This window comes from Chitinophaga sp. 30R24 (assembly GCF_049056765.1).
Lineage (GTDB): Bacteria > Bacteroidota > Bacteroidia > Chitinophagales > Chitinophagaceae > Chitinophaga.
Genome location: NZ_JBJGXX010000005.1, coordinates 87847 through 105202, shown reverse-complemented (window position 1 = coordinate 105202; position 17356 = coordinate 87847). Strand labels below are relative to the sequence as shown.

17 protein-coding genes are annotated in these 17356 nt (G+C 44.7%); 8 read left to right on the top strand and 9 right to left on the bottom strand.

What is annotated here, in order from left to right; genetic code table 11:
* Positions 1 to 122 precede the first annotated feature (122 nt).
* Positions 123 to 566, top strand: a complete 444-nt coding sequence (locus tag ACDQ55_RS13685) for a CBS domain-containing protein (RefSeq protein ID WP_420981962.1) — start codon at positions 123 to 125, stop codon at positions 564 to 566.
* 11 nt (positions 567 to 577) lie between these two features.
* On the opposite strand, the gene ACDQ55_RS13680 is transcribed toward ACDQ55_RS13685, so the two are convergent.
* The 3 genes from ACDQ55_RS13680 to ACDQ55_RS13670 all read right to left on the bottom strand — a co-directional run bounded on the left by ACDQ55_RS13680 (position 578) and on the right by ACDQ55_RS13670 (position 4693).
* Entirely contained in the window at positions 578 to 3019 is a 2442-nt protein-coding gene (locus ACDQ55_RS13680) for an outer membrane beta-barrel protein (RefSeq protein WP_420981961.1), read from the bottom strand.
* Between the two features lie 35 nt (positions 3020 to 3054).
* Positions 3055 to 3351 carry a hypothetical protein gene (locus ACDQ55_RS13675; protein WP_420981960.1) on the bottom strand — a complete coding sequence of 99 codons (297 nt, stop codon included), beginning with the start codon at positions 3349 to 3351 and terminating at the stop codon, positions 3055 to 3057.
* A gap of 73 nt (positions 3352 to 3424) precedes the next feature.
* The gene (locus ACDQ55_RS13670; protein WP_420981959.1) at positions 3425 to 4693 is read right to left on the bottom strand and encodes an aspartate kinase; all 1269 of its coding nucleotides are present in this window, start codon (positions 4691 to 4693) and stop codon (positions 3425 to 3427) included.
* 139 nt (positions 4694 to 4832) lie between these two features.
* On the opposite strand from ACDQ55_RS13670, the gene fbp reads away from it, so the two are divergent.
* From fbp to ACDQ55_RS13645, 5 genes are all read left to right on the top strand, one after another.
* Entirely contained in the window at positions 4833 to 5843 is a 1011-nt protein-coding gene (gene fbp, locus ACDQ55_RS13665; RefSeq protein WP_420981958.1) for a class 1 fructose-bisphosphatase, read from the top strand.
* 106 nt (positions 5844 to 5949) lie between these two features.
* Positions 5950 to 6426 carry a CAP domain-containing protein gene (locus tag ACDQ55_RS13660; RefSeq protein WP_420981957.1) on the top strand — a complete coding sequence of 159 codons (477 nt, stop codon included), beginning with the start codon at positions 5950 to 5952 and terminating at the stop codon, positions 6424 to 6426.
* Between the two features lie 138 nt (positions 6427 to 6564).
* A complete protein-coding gene (locus ACDQ55_RS13655; RefSeq protein ID WP_420981956.1) occupies positions 6565 to 7329 on the top strand; it encodes an ABC transporter ATP-binding protein in 765 nt (254 codons plus the stop codon).
* Between the two features lie 12 nt (positions 7330 to 7341).
* Positions 7342 to 7869 carry a YfiT family bacillithiol transferase gene (locus ACDQ55_RS13650; RefSeq protein ID WP_420981955.1) on the top strand — a complete coding sequence of 176 codons (528 nt, stop codon included), beginning with the start codon at positions 7342 to 7344 and terminating at the stop codon, positions 7867 to 7869.
* A gap of 18 nt (positions 7870 to 7887) precedes the next feature.
* Positions 7888 to 8442, top strand: coding sequence for an NUDIX hydrolase (locus ACDQ55_RS13645; RefSeq protein ID WP_420981954.1), 555 nt, complete (start codon positions 7888 to 7890; stop codon positions 8440 to 8442).
* A gap of 5 nt (positions 8443 to 8447) precedes the next feature.
* Here the strand turns inward: ACDQ55_RS13645 and ACDQ55_RS13640 are convergent, their stop codons facing one another.
* From ACDQ55_RS13640 to ACDQ55_RS13630, 3 genes are all read right to left on the bottom strand, one after another.
* Entirely contained in the window at positions 8448 to 9737 is a 1290-nt protein-coding gene (locus ACDQ55_RS13640; RefSeq protein ID WP_420981953.1) for a bifunctional folylpolyglutamate synthase/dihydrofolate synthase, read from the bottom strand.
* Between the two features lies 1 nt (position 9738).
* Positions 9739 to 11145: a DUF5723 family protein gene (locus ACDQ55_RS13635; RefSeq protein ID WP_420981952.1), complete on the bottom strand. Its 1407-nt coding sequence runs from the start codon at positions 11143 to 11145 to the stop codon at positions 9739 to 9741.
* Between the two features lie 222 nt (positions 11146 to 11367).
* Positions 11368 to 12267, bottom strand: coding sequence for a hypothetical protein (locus tag ACDQ55_RS13630; RefSeq protein ID WP_420981951.1), 900 nt, complete (start codon positions 12265 to 12267; stop codon positions 11368 to 11370).
* A gap of 477 nt (positions 12268 to 12744) precedes the next feature.
* Between ACDQ55_RS13630 and ACDQ55_RS13625 the strand changes: the two genes are divergently transcribed.
* Complete coding sequence (locus ACDQ55_RS13625) at positions 12745 to 13635, top strand: AraC family transcriptional regulator (protein WP_420981950.1); 891 nt, start codon at positions 12745 to 12747, stop codon at positions 13633 to 13635.
* 93 nt (positions 13636 to 13728) lie between these two features.
* On the opposite strand, the gene ACDQ55_RS13620 is transcribed toward ACDQ55_RS13625, so the two are convergent.
* Genes ACDQ55_RS13620 through ACDQ55_RS13610 form a run of 3 tightly spaced genes read right to left on the bottom strand, consistent with a single transcriptional unit; the run spans position 13729 to position 16722 of the window.
* Complete coding sequence (locus ACDQ55_RS13620; protein ID WP_420981949.1) at positions 13729 to 15024, bottom strand: radical SAM protein; 1296 nt, start codon at positions 15022 to 15024, stop codon at positions 13729 to 13731.
* A gap of 50 nt (positions 15025 to 15074) precedes the next feature.
* Positions 15075 to 15662, bottom strand: coding sequence for a hypothetical protein (locus ACDQ55_RS13615; RefSeq protein WP_420981948.1), 588 nt, complete (start codon positions 15660 to 15662; stop codon positions 15075 to 15077).
* 16 nt (positions 15663 to 15678) lie between these two features.
* Positions 15679 to 16722, bottom strand: a complete 1044-nt coding sequence (locus ACDQ55_RS13610; protein ID WP_420981947.1) for an agmatinase family protein — start codon at positions 16720 to 16722, stop codon at positions 15679 to 15681.
* A 236-nt stretch (positions 16723 to 16958) separates the two neighbouring features.
* Here ACDQ55_RS13610 and ACDQ55_RS13605 point away from each other — a divergent pair, with 236 nt between their 5' ends.
* A complete protein-coding gene (locus tag ACDQ55_RS13605; RefSeq protein ID WP_420981946.1) occupies positions 16959 to 17354 on the top strand; it encodes a cytochrome c maturation protein CcmE in 396 nt (131 codons plus the stop codon).
* The last annotated feature ends 2 nt before the right edge of the window (positions 17355 to 17356 follow it).

The following is a 17356-nucleotide window of genomic DNA, read 5'->3' as shown; positions in this document are numbered from 1 at the left end:
GCGCAAGATCTTTGTGTGCTTAATACACAAATATCTTACGCTGCGCTGTCTTGATTTTAACAATGAAAAATGTTAACTTAGGAATGGTGGTTTTTCATTATTTACTATCTAAACATCTCATCATGGGAAACGTACGTAACATCCTTCAAACGAAGGGACACGTGGTTTATTCCATTAATCCCGACAGTACCGTTTTTGAAGCGTTGGAAATGCTGGTAGACAAAAACGTGGGTGCCCTAACCGTGGTAGATACCAATGGTCAATTTCTGGGCATTTTATCGGAACGGGATTATGCCCGCCGGGTAATTCTAAAAGGAAGAGTTTCCAAAGAAACCCTGATCCGCGAGATCATGACCGAGCATCCTATTACTGTTACCGAAGACAATACGATAGAACAGTGTATGGAATTGATGACCGATAAAAGAATCCGGCACCTTCCGGTGGTTGATGCACAGCAAAGGTTAATTGGCCTGATTTCTATCGGTGATGTGGTAAAGTATATTATAGACGACCAACGTGATATCATTACTAATCTGGAACACTATATCACAGGAGGGCGCTCCTGATTAATGGCGGCTCAACCTGCCCGGTTTTGTTCGTCGCTGGTGCCTGTTTTCCTATCTCTCGCGGCTTTAATGCTGCTGCTTCCAAATTTGTAATTAAAGTAAAGGTTAACGGTCCTGAATTGCCACGTGTTATAAATATTCAGATGCAGGGCCCCATAATCTGCATAACCACGGTAGCTTTCATTGCGGAGAATATTGTTATAGCTTAATTTCACGGTCAGGCTTTTATTCCAGAACAGCTTCTGCATGCCCAGGTTCAGGTTGTACCGGTTATAACCTTTGAAGATCCCGAAAATGAACGGTGAATTATAGTATCCCATTATTTCAGCTTTCATGGCATAGGGAAGGGTGATAGTATTGGTACTGCTTAAATGATAGCTGAAATTATACCTCGAATAAGGTGCTCCCGTAGTAGGATCATCAAAACGGTACTGGTTATAAGAGAGATCGGCGCTGTTGTCGCTGCTCCACCACTTTGTGAACTGGAAGGGTAAAGTAAACAGCATGCTGTAAACAGCTGTTTTATCGTAGTTGTGTTGTGTGCTTATAGAGGCTTTGGTATTGTCGTCCTGGAAAATAAATTCTTCTATCAGACCCTTTATCTGGCTATAGTGCAGGGTGGCTACATATTTATCCTTAAAAGTATAGGCTAATTCTGCGATATTGCTGTATTGCGGCTTCAGGTAAGGATTTCCTTTGAAATAGGTGTATTTATCCAGGTAAAACATAAAAGGATTCAGTTGGTCATATTGTGGTCTTTCGATTCTGCGCGACACGGCCAGGCTGATTTTATTGCTGTTATCCAGCTTTTGTTCTGCGGTTATATTGGGGAAGAAATCTGTATACGATCTTTTCACAATGGTAGCGGTAGTAAAAGACTGGCCATTGGATGTTGTATTTTCTACCCTTAGTCCGAGTTGTAACACCGTTTTGTTGAAGAGTTGTTTATAGCTAGCATAAGCTGCGTAAATATTTTCCCGGTAATTGAACCGGTCGCTAAGTTGGGGCGACGGTACATACTGCCCATGGTAAAGGGAATCAAATTGCAATGTATTGGTAGTGCTTACAAAGCTGGCTTTGGCGCCGGCTTCCAGTTTAGCCTGGTTGTTCAGGGGCCAGGAAAGGTCTGCTTTCAGGCTTTTTATCAGCAGCTGTGTGTATCCGGTGGTCTGGATGCTGTTAGGGTCCCTGTTTTGCTGGGTCTGGATGTCATAAAGGCTGTCGTGTAACTGCACGAAACGGTGGCTGTTGAATTGCGCGTAATCTGCATCAAAGTTGATTTCACGTCCACCGGCAGTGTCGAGGATACCCTTGTAGTTCACATTCAGGGCGATGTTATCGAATTTAGTGTAGTTGGTAGTCAGGGAATTCACAATGGAGTCGGCCGGTTTATATTGCAGACCAAGTTGTGTAGTACTATAGATGGCATTGTTAAAGGCATTTTTAAAGCCATTTGCCAGTACGCCAATGGTATGTTTCTCATTGAGGAAATAGTCCATGCCCATTTTCAGGGAGTTATTTTGGAAGCGGTTCCGCTGGAAGATATCCTGTTGCAGGAAACCTGTGGAGTGATCATCTTCGCTGAATAGTTTATTGTAATGCCGGACTACCTGACGGGGATAGTTGCCCTGATCGAAATTGCCGAAGAGGTTGAATTTTTCTGTTCTCCAGTTAAGGTTACCGGAAATGCCGTACCGGCCATATTTTGCTTGGGTGAGGGTGGTGCTGATACTACCATTTATCCCTGTCATTTTCCCTTTTTTTGTTTTTATGTTGATGATCCCACCATTACCTGCAGCATCATATTTAGCAGAAGGACTGGTCAGTATTTCGATAGATGCAATGCTTTCTCCGGGCGTAGTTTTAAGGAGATTGGTCAGTTGCTCTCCGCTTAGGTAGGTGAGTTTGCCATCTATCATAACGGTTACGCTTTGTCCTCTCAGGGTTACGTTCTCGTTATTGTCTACCTGCACTCCCGGCGCCTGGCGCAGCAAGTCGAGGGCGGTATTACCGGCGGCGCTCATACTGTTTTCTATGTTCATCATGGTTTTGCCTGCAGCGCTTTCTATCAGAGGTTTTTGCGCCGTAATATTCACGGTTTGCAGGTGCTTACCCACCGCAGTTAGTTGCAGGGTGCCCAGGGCAACGGTTTTATGGGCAGCATCCAACAGGAAGGCAGCACTATTGGTAGTGGTATAGCCCATTTGTGATGCTTGCAGGTAATAATGGCCGGCCGCTATTTTATCGAAAGTACAGCTGCCATTTTCGGCACTCATTTCTCCTTTTACTAGGGACGAATCTTTTGCTTTCCGGAGCATTACACCCGTGAAAGGAAGTGGTTTTCCCGCTTTATCAGTGATTGTTACAGTTATTTTTCCGGTGAAGTTGGATTGTGCATGCGCAGACAGAACACAGCAAATAAGCATTCCCAGGGCTACCATATAATTTCTCATACTACTATTTCCGTTAAATATTCTTAAAGCATTGATTAGTGGGTCAAAATATATTTGCTGTTCGTGTTTGCTACAGTTATCCTGGTAAAGAAAAATACCAGATTCATAGCGTCTTTCATCTTTCTAAAAAGTATCTGTGCAGGTTGATGCACGTATGATTGGGCAGAAAGGGGCATAGGAGCTTCTTCCTGGAACTTTTCTAGTGTAATAAGATATACAGGCAATTCAGAAGGCTTCCTGGCCGGAGCGGATCTCCGGTCGGCTGTTTTCTCTATACATGCCAGTATCGCGGCTAGGGTACAAAGACATAAAACGAAAGCAACTTTTTTCATACCACGCTTTTTCTAAAGACGGATGGGTATAAAAAAAGTTGCACGAAGGTGGCGTGAATTTTTGCCGGGCAATTTATTTTTTCCAGAGCCGCTGTATAGTGGCGGGCGAGCGCTGTTCTAACAGTACTGTATGGCCATTACTGAGCTCCTCCAGCAGTCCGGTTTGATAATAACGTACGGTAAGCAGTTCCAATCCTTCGTTGTATACAATCTTAAACTGCTGGTGTAGGGTTTTTATCAGCAGTTCTATTTTTTCCGGGTTATTGTCTATGCAGCAGGAAAAATTAATGGCTCCATTTTGCATCAGGTTAATTTTTACTTTCAGGCCATGAAAAATTTCATAAATATCGCTGATCTTATCTTCTGTGATAAATGAATAATCTTTGGAAGTAATGTTCAGTAATACCTGGTTTTTTTTCAATACGATAATAGGTGGCAGGCGTTTTACATCTGCGGTTTCTTTGATAACGGTACCTGGCAGGTTCTTATCAAGGAAACATTTTACCAACAAAGGAATCTGTTTGTTCTGCAGTGGCTTGATGGTTTTAGGGTGTATCACCTGCGCACCGTAATAAGCCATTTCAATGACTTCCCCATAGCTGATTTCAGGTATGTTCACCGTATTGGGAAACAGCTTAGGATCGGCATTTTTCAGGCCTTCCACATCTTTCCAGATGGTTTGGTTTTCTGCATCAAGCATATTGGCGAAAACGGCGGCGGAGTAGTCGCTGCCTTCCCTGCCGAGTGTTACGCTTTCATTCTGGTCGGTACTGCCAATAAAGCCCTGTGTAATCACAATATTGAGGGTATCGAACAGCGGAGCTACTTTTTCGGTTACCTGCCGCTGGGTGTAAGCCCAGTCGATATTAGCATCCCGGAAGTTATCATCTGTACGGAAAACATCCCTTACATCCAGCCAGGTATTTGCCAGGCCTATGCTATTAAAATAAGCGCTTACAATAGCAGTGCTCAACAATTCACCGAGGCCTACCAGTTGATCATAATAATAATCATATTGGCGCATTGGCTTTTCTCCCAGGGTCCATTCTGCTTCTGTGAAAAATTGTTGCAGCTGGATGAATACCGGATGTTGCCGGTTGCCCAGCAGGACTTCGGCCACATTGAGGTGAGATTGCTCAACGTTATAAAGCAGTTGTGCAGCAATTTCCCTTTTGCGCAGAAAGAAGTTTTCGGCTACTTTCTCCAGTTCATTGGTAGTTTTAGCCATAGCGGAAATCACAATCAGCAGCTTTTCATCCGGAAATGCTTGTACAATCTGCGCCACTTGCCGGATGCGTTCAACGCTTTCTAAACTTGCGCCACCAAACTTGAAAACCTTCATATGATAGTTTGTCTTCTATTAAAAAATTATTCGGCAAAGTAAGGCAAGTTTAGAATTGTTTTAAAATCTGTTTATAGATAAATGACAGTTCCATTAAAATAGTCGCAATTCCTTAAATTCGTTCTAACAACCTAACGTTATGAATCTTAAGCAAAAAGTAATGACCCTGGATGAGTTCACCATACAGGAGTTGCGGAATTATCCCGGTGCAACCGGCCAGTTATCCGGTTTGCTGCGCGACATAGGGCTGGCAGCCAAAAGGGTAAATGTAGAAGTAAATAAGGCCGGAATTGCTGATATTCTGGGAGAAGTTGGGAGAACCAATGTACAGGGCGAATCTGTAAAGAAACTGGACGAATTTGCTAATGAACAATTTATCAGCTCCCTGGAAACCAGTATTTATTGTTGCGGTGTAGCCTCTGAAGAGAATGAAAACTTTATTGCTTTCAGCGACGATCATTCTAAAAAATCGAAATACATCGTGTTGCTCGACCCACTCGATGGCTCCAGTAATATTGATGTGAATGTTTCTATCGGTACTATCTTCTCCGTGTACCGCCGGCTTACACTGGAAGGAGAAGAATGTGGGTTGGAAGATTTCCTGCAGCCCGGTACCCGCCAGATCGCCGCTGGTTATATTATCTATGGCTCTTCTACCATGATGGTATATGCTACGCGCCGTAGCGTGCAAGGTTTCACCCTAGACCCTTCCATTGGAGAGTTTTGCCTGTCGCACCCCAACCTGAAATGCCCGCCAGACAGTGATATTTTCTCTGTAAACATGGGTTATTACCACCTTTACGACGCGAAAATCCGTAAGTCGATCGATCATTTTATGGCCCGCAATGAAAACGACCGGATCTACCGTCATCGTTTTGTAGGCTGCATGGTGGCCGAAATACACCGTACATTGATCCAGGGAGGTATTTTCATGTATCCTTCCTTCGGTAAATATGTGTCCGGCCGTCTCCGTCTTTGTTACGAATGTAATCCCATGTCCTTTATCATGGAAAAGGCAGGGGGCGTAGCCATGGCCAATGGTAAACAACGTTTGCTGGAGCTGAAACCGGCCCAACTCCATCAAAGGATGTCGATCTTTATTGGATCTAAGAATATGATGGATACCTGGCAGCATATTATGAACGGCTAAATTGTCGCATTTTACACCTTCAATGCTCTTTTAACTAAACCTGGCCCGATTTTAATAGTCTCTATAAAATATTACTTATTTCTATTTACTAACCATTTTTACGACTATGTTGATTTTGAAGAACCGAAGGATCTTAGCTTTACTGGTAGCGATGTTTACTGTTTTTAATGTACAGGCAGGTGTCTGGGTAGACAGCAGTAAGGCCGGTGGAAGCCTTGAAGAACAGATCCTTTATTACACTAACAGGTTCCGGGCATCTCAGGGATTGAAGCCTTTGCAATTAGACCCTTCCATCAGCCAACAAGCCCTCCGGCACAGCCAGGATATGGCCAATGGCAGCACTGGTTTTGGGCATGAAGGATTTGAAGAGCGGGTAGCTATCGTATCCAAAAAGATGGGCCGTGTGGCCGCCGCTGCTGAAAATGTAGCATATGGCACCCTTGATGCCGAAGCGGTAGTGAACGGATGGATTAAAAGCCCCGGCCACCGCAGGAATATGCTGGGCGATTATAATCTCATCGGCATCGGAACAGCAGACAAAGGGAGGATTACTTTCTTTACACAGGTGTTCATAAAACATTAAAATTCCGTTATTCTTCAGGTATTGGGTACCTCTTGCATCACTGCAGCAGGTACCTATTTTTTTAAGGGTGGTTAAAAGCGATGAATTTCCCACCCTCTTAAAATATAAAATCCAAAAATGATTCAGTAATTTGGCTCCATGGAAAAGAAAAAGATCATTGAGGTAAATAATCTGGTGAAAAAATACGGGGAGTTTACTGCGGTTAAAGGGATCAGCTTTGAGGTGTTTGAAGGGGAGATTTTTGGCCTCTTAGGGCCTAATGGTGCGGGTAAATCCACTACCCTGGAAATCATTGAAACCCTGCGCGACAAAACGGAAGGAAAAGTAATAGTAGGTGGGTATGATCTTGATAAAGCCCCTAACGATATTAAAAAGATTATTGGGGTACAGCTGCAAAGTTCAGGTTATTATCCTGGCCTCAATCTGGTAGAGCTGATCGAAATGTTTGGCGGTTTATACAACCAGCCGGTAGCGCCCCTCCAGCTCCTGGGAATGTTTAACCTGGAGGATAAGGCCAAAGCAAAATACAAAGAGCTTTCCGGTGGTCAGAAACAGCGCTTTTCTATTGCTACCACACTGATCAACAAACCACAGATCATCTTCCTGGATGAGCCCACCACTGGTCTTGATCCGCAAGCCCGCCGCAATCTCTGGGACCTCATCCTGCAGGTACGTAATCAAGGTACTACGGTTGTGATCACCACTCACTATATGGATGAAGCGGAATTTCTTTGCGACCGTTGCGCCATTGTAGACACCGGCCGCATCATCGCCATCGATTCTCCTGATGCGTTGATCGACAAACTGGTATCTTCTGGTTTTGAGAGAAGGAAAGAAGTAAAGAAGGCCAATCTGGAAGATGTATTCATTCACCTGACCGGTAAAGACTTAAGGGAAGACTAATAATAATTCCTGATGGAAACACTGCAATATCCAATTGGGCGGTTCAAACCGTTGCCGGATTATACTTACGGCATGGTGAAAGGATTTATTGATGATATCCGCTATCTGCCACAGCTGATCGAAATAGCTGTGCAGCCGTTAGACGAATATCAATTGCAAACGCCTTACCGGCCGGATGGCTGGACGCCTGTACAAGTAGTGCACCACCTGGCAGATAGCCATATGAATGGTTATATCCGTATGAAATTGGCCCTTACAGAAGAGGGGCCAGTGATCAAACCATATGAAGAAGCCATTTGGGCAGAATTGCCCGATGTAAAACAGGTGCCCATTAATGCTTCTATTACCTTGTTACATGCACTGCATGCACGTTGGGTAAGCCTCATGGAACAACTTACTGAAGCCGAATGGGAAAGAACCTTTATCCATCCTGCTAATGGTACACAACATAACCTGAAAACTCATGCCGCCAATTACTCCTGGCATGGCAAACACCACCTGGAACATATTCTCCGGCTTAAAGAAAGGATGAACTGGTAAAGCGATATAATGAAAAACATGGACTGGAAACTACTCTCTTCTGAATACCTGTTTAAGGATGCATGGTTAACTGCCCGTGCAGATACCTGTGAAACCCCTTCAGGTAAAATTGTAGCGCCTTATTATGTGCTGGAATATAATAACTGGGTAAATGGCATGGCGTTGCGGGAAGACGGTCAGGTGATCATGATCCGCCAATACCGGCAGGGAGTGGGCAGAACGCTGCTCGAAATTCCCGGCGGTACCATGGATGCTACAGACCCGTCTCCTTTATTTGCTATGAAAAGGGAAATGTTGGAAGAAACCGGCTACGAATTCAAGGAATGGGTATCGTTGGGCACTATTGCGCCTAATACCGCTTCCAGTAATAACTATACGCATATGTTCCTGGGGTTGGGGGGTGTAAAGGTACAGGAACAACAGCTGGACCATAATGAGGAAATAGAGGTAGTGGTGATACCGCTGGAAGAACTGCAACAGCTCTTGCTCGACAATAAAATTGTACACAGTCTTCACACTACCTGTATTTTTTATGCCCTGCTTTACCTGGGTAAAATGAAAATGATCCGGTAATCCATTTACATTACTTCTGCCACCACAAAAAAGCTTCCGCATACCAGGATCATATCATCCGGTTGCGCATGTTGGCGTGCCGCCTGCAAAGCTGCCTGCACAGAGGGCCAGGCATTGCCCTGTAAGCCCAATCCGTTGCCCAGTTCTGCCAGCGTTACTTCATCCATTGCACGGGGTAGTTGTGCCTTACAGTAATAATAATGTGCAGTAGGCGGGAACAAAGGCAGCACTTGTTCTATTTCCTTGTCTTTTACGAACCCCACTACAATGTGTAGCTGTTGATAATTAACATGCCTGAGTTGTTCCATCACTTCCCGGATACCAGCTTCGTTGTGGCCTACGTCGAGTACGGTAAGCGGATGCGTTGCCACTATTTCCCAACGGCCTCTCAGTCCTGTTAATTTCTTTACATGCGACAGGGCTTGGGTAACATGATCCCAGCTGATATCCCAACCTTGTTGTTGTAATATTTTCACAGCCGATAATACGCCCATTACATTTTTTTCCTGGTATTGGCCGCTCAGATCAAGCTGAAAGCTACGCATTACCTGTGGCTGGGTGTCTAGCAGGGAGATGTGAAGCTGGTTGCCTTTAATCTCGCTGGAAGATTCCATCCATTCCTGGTCGGCAAAGTGGAGGGGGGCTGCCATTTCTTTCGCCTTATTAATAAATACTGCCTGTACTTCAGATTGGGTTTCGCTGATGACCACCGGTACACCTTGTTTGATGATGCCTGCTTTTTCACTGGCAATTTCCGTTAAGGTATCTCCCAAAAGATTTTTATGATCGTAGCTGATATTGGTGATCAACGACAATTCGGGCGTAATCACATTAGTACTGTCTAGCCGGCCGCCCAGGCCTGTTTCAATGATGGCGATATCTACGGCTTCCTGTTGAAAATAGCGGAAAGCCATGGCTACGGTTAGCTCAAAAAAAGAAGGCTCAATAGCAGTAATATGTGGGCGCATTTCTTCAATAAACCCCGTCACAAAGTCTTCTGTGATCATTTGCCCGTTTACACGGATACGTTCCCTGAAATCGAGCAGGTGGGGGGAAGTATACAGTCCCGTTTTGTAGCCGGCTTGTTGAAAAATAGCTGCCAGCATGTGGCTGGAAGAGCCTTTCCCATTAGTGCCGGCGACATGTATGGTTTTAAAGGTATGTTGTGGTTGTTGCAGCAATTCCATTAGTGCCAGTGTATTGTCCAGGTTTTTTTTAAAAGCGCTGGCGCCCACTTTAGAGAACATGGGTAATTGTGCATATAGATATTCCAGTGTATCTTGATAAGAGGTCATATCAATAATTATTAACCGGGCAGCCTACCTGGCGTTTACGCATCTTAAAGATACCGCCGCCATTGGCATCGCCGCGTTCAAACATGCTTGCATTTAAACGCAAAGCTACGAAAGCGGCTGCATGATCCACATGTCTTTCAAAAAGGTAGGTAAAAAATGTGTATGAGCCCAGCAGTACAGGACCGAAACGGATGGCGGCGCCTATATCTGCTTGCCCATTATGGTTGATGGTCATGGGCAGGTAGGCACCGAAAAGATAGGTTTCATACCGTGGTGTAATATTAAACTGGGTGAGCGCATAGGTTTTGGTAATGTTCTTTTTACCGGCTGTTAATGCTATAACAGCATTGGCACTGATAAAAAAGCGGCTGTCTATATTCAGGTCGCCCATCATGTTTAAAGCAGTAGGCAAGGTCATTTTAAAGGTAGAGTCGGTGGCCAGCGGGGTGAAGTACTTATTGAGGCGCTGGGCATATTGTTGCAGGCTTTCTTTTTTGTGGTACTTCAGATCTTGTGGCCTTATATTGTTTTTTACCAGGCTCAGGTCTGTGTTAACAGCGCCCTTGGTATATTTAATGCTGCCGATGTCTGTAACGGAAACGCCTATACGTAATTTGTATTCATCTGCATCAGAGCCTTCATATACACCAAAGCCGCCGTTATCTGGCCGGTATTCATAGATTACGCCCAGGTCTGCACCCAGGCCATTGTTACGAAAGAGTTGCAGGTTACGTTGCGCTGGCCATTCCCATTTGTCTAGTTCTTTGTTGTAGCCATATTGTAGGGTGCCATTGGTGATTGTGCCGCTTTGCCGGTTATTTAACCGGAAATCAACATCATTTACACTGGCGTAGCCGGCAGCTACGCCGCTCAACAGTTTGAGTGTAAGGCCGCCTTTCCAGCGGCTGGTGTATCCTTCTTTGATCACGCGGGCATAGCTGAAGCCCAATTCGTGCCAGATGTGGGAAGACAAGCCTGCCTGCGGAATGCTTAAATTGCTGCCAATGTAATTAGGATTGGGATAGCTTATACCAAAGAAGTTTGCTATAGGAGTTGTAAGATTACCGCCATTACTGCTGCTGCGCATGCGCCATACAAAGGAAACAGATTGATTGTCGTCTATAGCATAGAGCACAGAGGGCAAAGCTATTTCCGCCATCTCCCAACTATTCTGTTTGCGGTTGGCGCCCTGGTCTACGAAGTAATCGCGGTTCAGGCGCAAGGTATCAGGTGTATGGAACAAAACAGATTTAGGGACACTGATATAGGTATTGCCAGCATTTGCATCTGCTCCAATAATATTGAGGTCCCATTTGTACCGGTAACCCGCTGCACTGGCAGGATTGGAAAATACCCCGTAGATACCTGCGTAGGTACTGTTTTGATAGCCAAGAAAAGTTTGTGCCATAGTGGCGCTGGTAAGCAACAGACATATGGCTGTGCCTAAAAGAATACGATTTAGTTTTACATTCATCGTTGCGATAAAAAATAGGTGTCCCGAAAAGACGTGATACGTTTATGTGCTCTTGCTTTCATAGGTAAAGATGTAGGCTTATCACTGTTGCTTTCTTTGTCGGAATGTTACAGGATCAGGATTCATCCGGATAGAGAGAAAAGGAACCAGCGAATTTTATTCTGCTTTGAAATAAAAACGAATGGGCCCGAATTGTTCTTCTGGGGCATCCGGATTAGCGCTGTATTTAAGCTGGCCGCTTAAAGCCGCTTTTCTTGCAATTTCAATTAATTTAGGGTTGCTGATGGTAGACCCTTTCATACTGAAGGTAGCGGAAGTCACGTTTCCCTGCCGGTCTACTTTTATATTGATCGCTACATAACCGGTTTCTGTGCCGTCGTAGGTAACCTGTGGTTTACCAATCAGGCTTCTGCCATTCAGATGAAAGTCGGAACGGCCCCCGCCAAGTCCACCTCCAGTATATTCCCCCCCGTTAGGGTTGCCTCCCAATTGTCCACGGTCTCCAGGTTTGCCGGTATTACCTTCTCCGGCAGCATTGTTGGAGCCTTCAGCATTATTGCCACTATGTGCGTTGTTGCTGGAGCCGCCGGCAAATATAGCCTTAGGTTTGGGCGCTGGGGGTGTTGGCGGCGCTGGTTTGGTTGGCGCCATGGTCGGCTTTTTTGTGGGCTTTTCCGGTTTAGGTTCCAGTTTTTTAGGCGACTCTTTCGGTTTGTCTGCCGGCTTCTCCGGTTTTTTTATTTCCGGCGCATCTTCTTCATCTTGCGTGGCAATGTTTTCTGGAGGTTCACTGGCATCTTTTTCCGCGGTAGTAGCGGGTGTTTCCGCCGGCGTGGGTACAGATGTTGCTGTACCGGGAGCATCTGGATTTAGCGGTTGTTCCATACCCATACCCTCCTCAGAGGTACCCAGGTTTACTTCCATGCCCAGATCCTGATCCGGCAATGGCGGAGGAGCGGAAAAACCGTTGAATACAAGCGCTAATAACACTAACGCATGTACGCCGATGGTGACACCTAATGCCTGAATATTTTTTTTACCATTTTTTTCCTCCATGATAACCTTATTGAGCGCCTGTTTGGCGCCAAAGTTAGTATTTTGATCCAGAAAAAATAATCACATCAAATAGTGATGCTCCCCATCTTCGCAAAAACTATGCTGTTAATGTGTTTTTAAAGAATTATTTTTTTGTAATCGGATATATACCCCTTTGAACAAAACCATATCCCTTTAGTAAAATGCTGTTTGATGATGATTAGCGTTACCAGATACCGTTTTGATGCTCTTCTTTAACGGTTTATTATTTATTTTATTGGGATAAATGTGCACATTTAAGTAAATAGGTGTTTGCCTATTTGTACTGAGCTTCGGGCAAAACCTATTTCCGGTTTACCAACATGGCTTCATTGCAGCCAAAAAAGGTGATGGGAACTTATATTTACTATTGAGCCTGTTATTGCAATAATTGTTAAAGACTTTACAATTATTGTCGCCAAATTGATTAATTTGATAGAAAAGTAGTAAAATTGGTAAATGAAAGTGGTTCACTTTACAGTTCCGGTCGCCGAAGAGGGAGCTGTGGTTATACAGGAAGATATACTCCCTTACTTTTATAATTATCTGCACCGGCATAAAGAAGCACAGGTTACACTCATTATTAAGGGAGAAGGTACTTTAATTGCCGGCAATTACACCCAGCCATTTAAGGCGGGCGATGTTTATGTGATTGGCGCCAACCAGCCACATATGTTTAAAGGAGACGCCCGGTATTTTGAGAATCTCCAGGAAAAGAATATTCATGCCATACACATTTTCTTTGATCATGAACATGTTTTGCAAGGATTGTTTTCGTTAAAGGAAATGGAGCCTGTAAGGAAATGGCTGCCGCTTACTGCTAACAGTTTGCAACTGCCTGCAGCACATGCAGAGAAAATAGGGGAGGAAATCAGGAAGATTTCACAATTAGCGGGAGCAGAGCGTTTATTGGCGTTTGTAAGTATGCTGGTTTATTTCTCCAAACAGGTAAAGGAATGGAAATCCCTGTCTACAGGCTTTTCCCGCTATGCCTACAGTGATTCGGAAGGATTGCGGATGAACGATATTTACCAATATACCCTGGAACACTATGCTGAAAACATCTCCCTGGGACAGATAGCGGCAGTAGCTCACCTTACTACTTATGCTTTTTGTAAATATTTCAAGAAACATACCCGTAAAACATACCTCGAATTCCTGAACGAAATCCGTATTAATGTGGCCTGTAAGAAGATTATTAACGGGGATTTCGATAGTATAGCTGCTGTGGCTTATGCTACCGGTTATAACAACCCCATTACTTTTAACCGGGTGTTCAGGAAGGTAACCGGGATGTCGCCTACCAGCTATGCCCGGAAGTACCGTTTCGAGGAAGCTTTGATCGGATAAGGAGAGGGGGAACAAAAATAAATCAACTTCATAAAACAGCGGGTGTATCAAAAGTCTGATACACCCGCTGTTTTATAATATATGATCGCTGGATTAGTGTGCGAAATCGCTCATATAATCTCCCGAGATACGCTCTATCGGTGGGTTAAAGTAGCCGAATTTCAGGTCAGGGAATTCCTCCTGTATCAGTTCCTGTAATTGTTTAATGCCCAAACACTCACCGGTATCGGTGATGCCTAGTTTGCCCAGGTACCAGTCGGGATCAATGTTGAAATTACGCCATTGTATCATGTTCAAACCTGTTTCCCGTATCAGTTTGCGCAATGCTTCATATTCGTCTGCGCTGTCTGTCATACCTGGAAAAACAAAGTAGTTGATGGAAGTCCATCCGCCAAATTCACGCACCACTTTCAGGCTTTCGATGATATCTTCAAAAGCGTAGTTGTTGGGGCGGTAGTAAGGAGTATAATATTTTTCCTGGGCAGAGTTCAGGCTTACGCGGATACTGTTTAATCCTGCTTCGCAGAGGGCTCTTACCGCATCTGGTTTGCTACCGTTGGTGTTGATATTGATACTGCCTTTAGGCGTATGTTTACGTATTTCGATGATAGATTCACGGATGGTTTCCCACATCAGTAATGGTTCGCCTTCGCATCCCTGGCCGAAGCTAACGATAGGGAAGGGGGCTGTTTCCAGGTGTGGCACAGTGTATTCTACGATCTCTTCTGCAGTAGGTTTAAAGCGTAAGCGGTCTTGTGTAGATACGATACTCTCTTCTTCTGGCTGGAAGGAAATGCATCCTACACAATTGGCGTTACAGGCCGGGGAGGAAGGAATTGGGCATTCCCATCTTCCCATAAAATAATTACGGGCAGCCGGGCACTCATAGGTGAGGGCGCAATTTTCTGCCAGGTGTTGTACCAGTCTGTTATGTGGATAAGCGTCTGTTAGTGTTTTAACGCCTTCTTTCACCTTTTGGGCATCAAAGCCTGCGCATTCCTGGCGGATGTCTGCCTCAATGCGGGTGGCAGGAACATAAAATTTGCCATCCAGCCAACCTACGGCAGTATAACAAAACAGCGGCAGGGTAGGCGCATCTGGCAGGGTTTCGTAGGCAGACAGGTAAAAACCGGTATGGGCTGGCGGAATAAAAGCGGCCACTGCCCAGCCTTTATCACAAAGCGCCATTTCGCCGGTGGCTGCATTAATGCCGATACCGCGGCGTCCGGGCAACTCGTACAAATTACCACCATCCGGTAATTCAATCCACTCATCGGCCTCTACCGGCCATGCATCCCAGCCACTGCGGCCGGTTACATATAGACTGGTATCTTCAAAAATATTTCCTTTACCGTCTGAATATAATATGTAAGGTGTTTGCTTTAACATGCTGTGATTTTAGGCCGCAGCTTATTGGCGGCAATAAATGATAATGGCGCTTAGCTGACCCGGCTCTGGAAGAAAGTATTTAATTCTTCCCGCTTCATTTTTCCAGGTTCATCCAATATTTCCAGTTGTAATATCTTATTGTTCTTAAAGTCGATCGTCAACAGGTCGTTTCGCAAAATTACGTTATTCAATTCGTTCCAGCCAACCAGCTTCCTGGAAAAGAGGGTAGGGAGGGAAATACCGGTGGTGTCCATCTTTATAAAAGAAGGTTGGAAGATCCGGTGCTCCATCCATCCTACATAGGCCATACCGATGCCTACCAACAGCAACATCAGCGCGGTAAACGGCTGGCGGTGGGATAAAAAATACAAAGTGCCGGTGAGGCAGATGAATGCTTCCAGCATACGGGCCACCGTATTGGCTTCTGTGAATTTTTTAAATTTCCGCATCACGAAAGGAAAGGCGATACAGGCAAAACCCGTCAGCAGGAAAAATACGACGAGGAACCAGTTTGGCGTTGGACGTTGGTAAATACCAATCGCATTAAACAGGAATAGTATGCCCGTAAGGCCGTGCATGACCGGTAGTAACCGGACTCTGCTGTTGGTATTGGGATGCAGGATACGCAGATTGTGCATGAATGGAGATGTAAAATTAGGAATTAGCGCTTACCAGCAAGTTACAGAGTTTAAACAGCACACGAGCGCCCACGTTGGCATCCCATTCGTCCAGGGAGGTACTCACCTCATTGAGGTCGAACCCGATGAGCTTGCGGCCGCTATCCAGGATGCGTTTAAAGAGATAGTATACTTGTTCTGTTTCGAAACCGCCAGCTACTGGTGTGCCGGTATGCGGACACAGCTTAGGATCTAGGCCATCGATATCAAAACTGATATACACTTGCTGGGGCAAGGCGGCTACAATGCTGTCGCAGATGGCTTTCCAGGTTTGGCCCTCGTATTGTCTTTCCTTGATCTGTTTATCAAAAAAGGTAACTACACGGCCATTGCTGTTATTAATATAATCTACTTCTTCTTCGCAATAATCACGGATGCCTACCTGCACCAGTTTGGTGAGCTGAGGTACTTCTGCCAGTGCATTGTACATAATGGAAGCATGAGAGTATTTGAATCCTTCGTATGCATCCCTCAAATCGCAATGGGCATCTATTTGCAGGATGCCGAATTCGCCTTTATGTTCTCCGATCGCTTTGAAAAATCCGAGTGGGGTGCTGTGATCACCGCCTACCAGTCCTACCAGCTTACCTCTTTCGAGTAAAGACTTGGTTTGGGTGTACACCCATTCATTCATGGCTTTGGTGCCATTGCTAACGTCTACCAACGTCTTTTTCAGGAACTCATTTTCAGAAATATCTCCCCCTTCGGTCAGGAATTTCAGGTATAACTCTGCTTCTTTCCGTAAGTAATCGCTGCGCAACAGCAGGTGCTTGTCGGGTTCACGCATGTAGAAGCCTTGTTTCCAACCATCTTTTACGTCAGCATCGTAAAGGTCTACCTGGAAAGATGCCTTGAAAATATGCTCAGGGCCGCGGGCAGTACCATTGTTGTAAGATACGGTTACTTCCCAGGGAACAGGTAACAATACCAGTCTGGCCTCTTCTTCTGAAAAAGGCAATCCAAAAACGTTGTTGGACAGCAGGCCAACCGAGTTAGGGTCAAATTGAGATAAATCTGCCATGATAAAGTCGTACTTTTCTAAATTCGCCGCAAAGATAGGATTATGTTTACTTACCGCCCCCCTTCGGAGAAAAAGAATTGCCTTTTATATAAAATTTGTCGGAACAAAGTCATTTTCACTTAATTTTGCCGATCAATCGGAAACAATTAGAGGTCAGCAAACAAAAGAAATTGTAGATAACGCGCTGGTAGAGGGTTTGCAGCCGGTGTTAAATCAATAGGGAAGATAATTTTCATATGAAGAAAACAAATATTATTCTGCTGGTGGTGATTGCCGTTGCAATTGGGGTAATCGTAACAATGGTAGGAGATTTTAGCACCTACGAAACGTTTGCCACTGCCCGTCAGAAAGAAGGGAAGGAGTTCCATGTGATCGGCAAACTGGATACTTTAAAGGCGATGAATTATGATCCGAACGTTGATGCCAACCTGTTTAGTTTTTATGTACACGATAAAAGCGGCGAATCGCATAAAGTAGTATTCTATGGCGCCAAGCCTACCGACTTTGAAAAAGCTGAGTCTATTGTACTTACCGGTAAAATGGAAGGAAATGAATTTCATTGCAGCAAGATCCTAATGAAATGTCCTTCTAAATACAAAGATGACCAGGTTGTTACCGGCAACAAGTTATAATT

Coding starts and splice junctions, on each gene's coding strand:
- ACDQ55_RS13670 (WP_420981959.1), bottom strand. CDS start 4,693: ATGAAGGTTTTCAAGTTTGGTGGCGCAAGTTTAGAAAGCGTTGAACGC.
- ACDQ55_RS13675 (WP_420981960.1), bottom strand. CDS start 3,351: ATGAAAAAAGTTGCTTTCGTTTTATGTCTTTGTACCCTAGCCGCGATA.
- ACDQ55_RS13660 (WP_420981957.1), top strand. CDS start 5,950: ATGTTGATTTTGAAGAACCGAAGGATCTTAGCTTTACTGGTAGCGATG.
- ACDQ55_RS13685 (WP_420981962.1), top strand. CDS start 123: ATGGGAAACGTACGTAACATCCTTCAAACGAAGGGACACGTGGTTTAT.
- ACDQ55_RS13640 (WP_420981953.1), bottom strand. CDS start 9,737: ATGACCTCTTATCAAGATACACTGGAATATCTATATGCACAATTACCC.
- ACDQ55_RS13615 (WP_420981948.1), bottom strand. CDS start 15,662: ATGCACAATCTGCGTATCCTGCATCCCAATACCAACAGCAGAGTCCGG.
- ACDQ55_RS13610 (WP_420981947.1), bottom strand. CDS start 16,722: ATGGCAGATTTATCTCAATTTGACCCTAACTCGGTTGGCCTGCTGTCC.
- ACDQ55_RS13605 (WP_420981946.1), top strand. CDS start 16,959: ATGAAGAAAACAAATATTATTCTGCTGGTGGTGATTGCCGTTGCAATT.
- ACDQ55_RS13655 (WP_420981956.1), top strand. CDS start 6,565: ATGGAAAAGAAAAAGATCATTGAGGTAAATAATCTGGTGAAAAAATAC.
- fbp (WP_420981958.1), top strand. CDS start 4,833: ATGAATCTTAAGCAAAAAGTAATGACCCTGGATGAGTTCACCATACAG.
- ACDQ55_RS13625 (WP_420981950.1), top strand. CDS start 12,745: ATGAAAGTGGTTCACTTTACAGTTCCGGTCGCCGAAGAGGGAGCTGTG.
- ACDQ55_RS13650 (WP_420981955.1), top strand. CDS start 7,342: ATGGAAACACTGCAATATCCAATTGGGCGGTTCAAACCGTTGCCGGAT.
- ACDQ55_RS13645 (WP_420981954.1), top strand. CDS start 7,888: ATGGACTGGAAACTACTCTCTTCTGAATACCTGTTTAAGGATGCATGG.
- ACDQ55_RS13680 (WP_420981961.1), bottom strand. CDS start 3,019: ATGAGAAATTATATGGTAGCCCTGGGAATGCTTATTTGCTGTGTTCTG.
- ACDQ55_RS13620 (WP_420981949.1), bottom strand. CDS start 15,024: ATGTTAAAGCAAACACCTTACATATTATATTCAGACGGTAAAGGAAAT.
- ACDQ55_RS13635 (WP_420981952.1), bottom strand. CDS start 11,145: ATGGCACAAACTTTTCTTGGCTATCAAAACAGTACCTACGCAGGTATC.
- ACDQ55_RS13630 (WP_420981951.1), bottom strand. CDS start 12,267: ATGGAGGAAAAAAATGGTAAAAAAAATATTCAGGCATTAGGTGTCACC.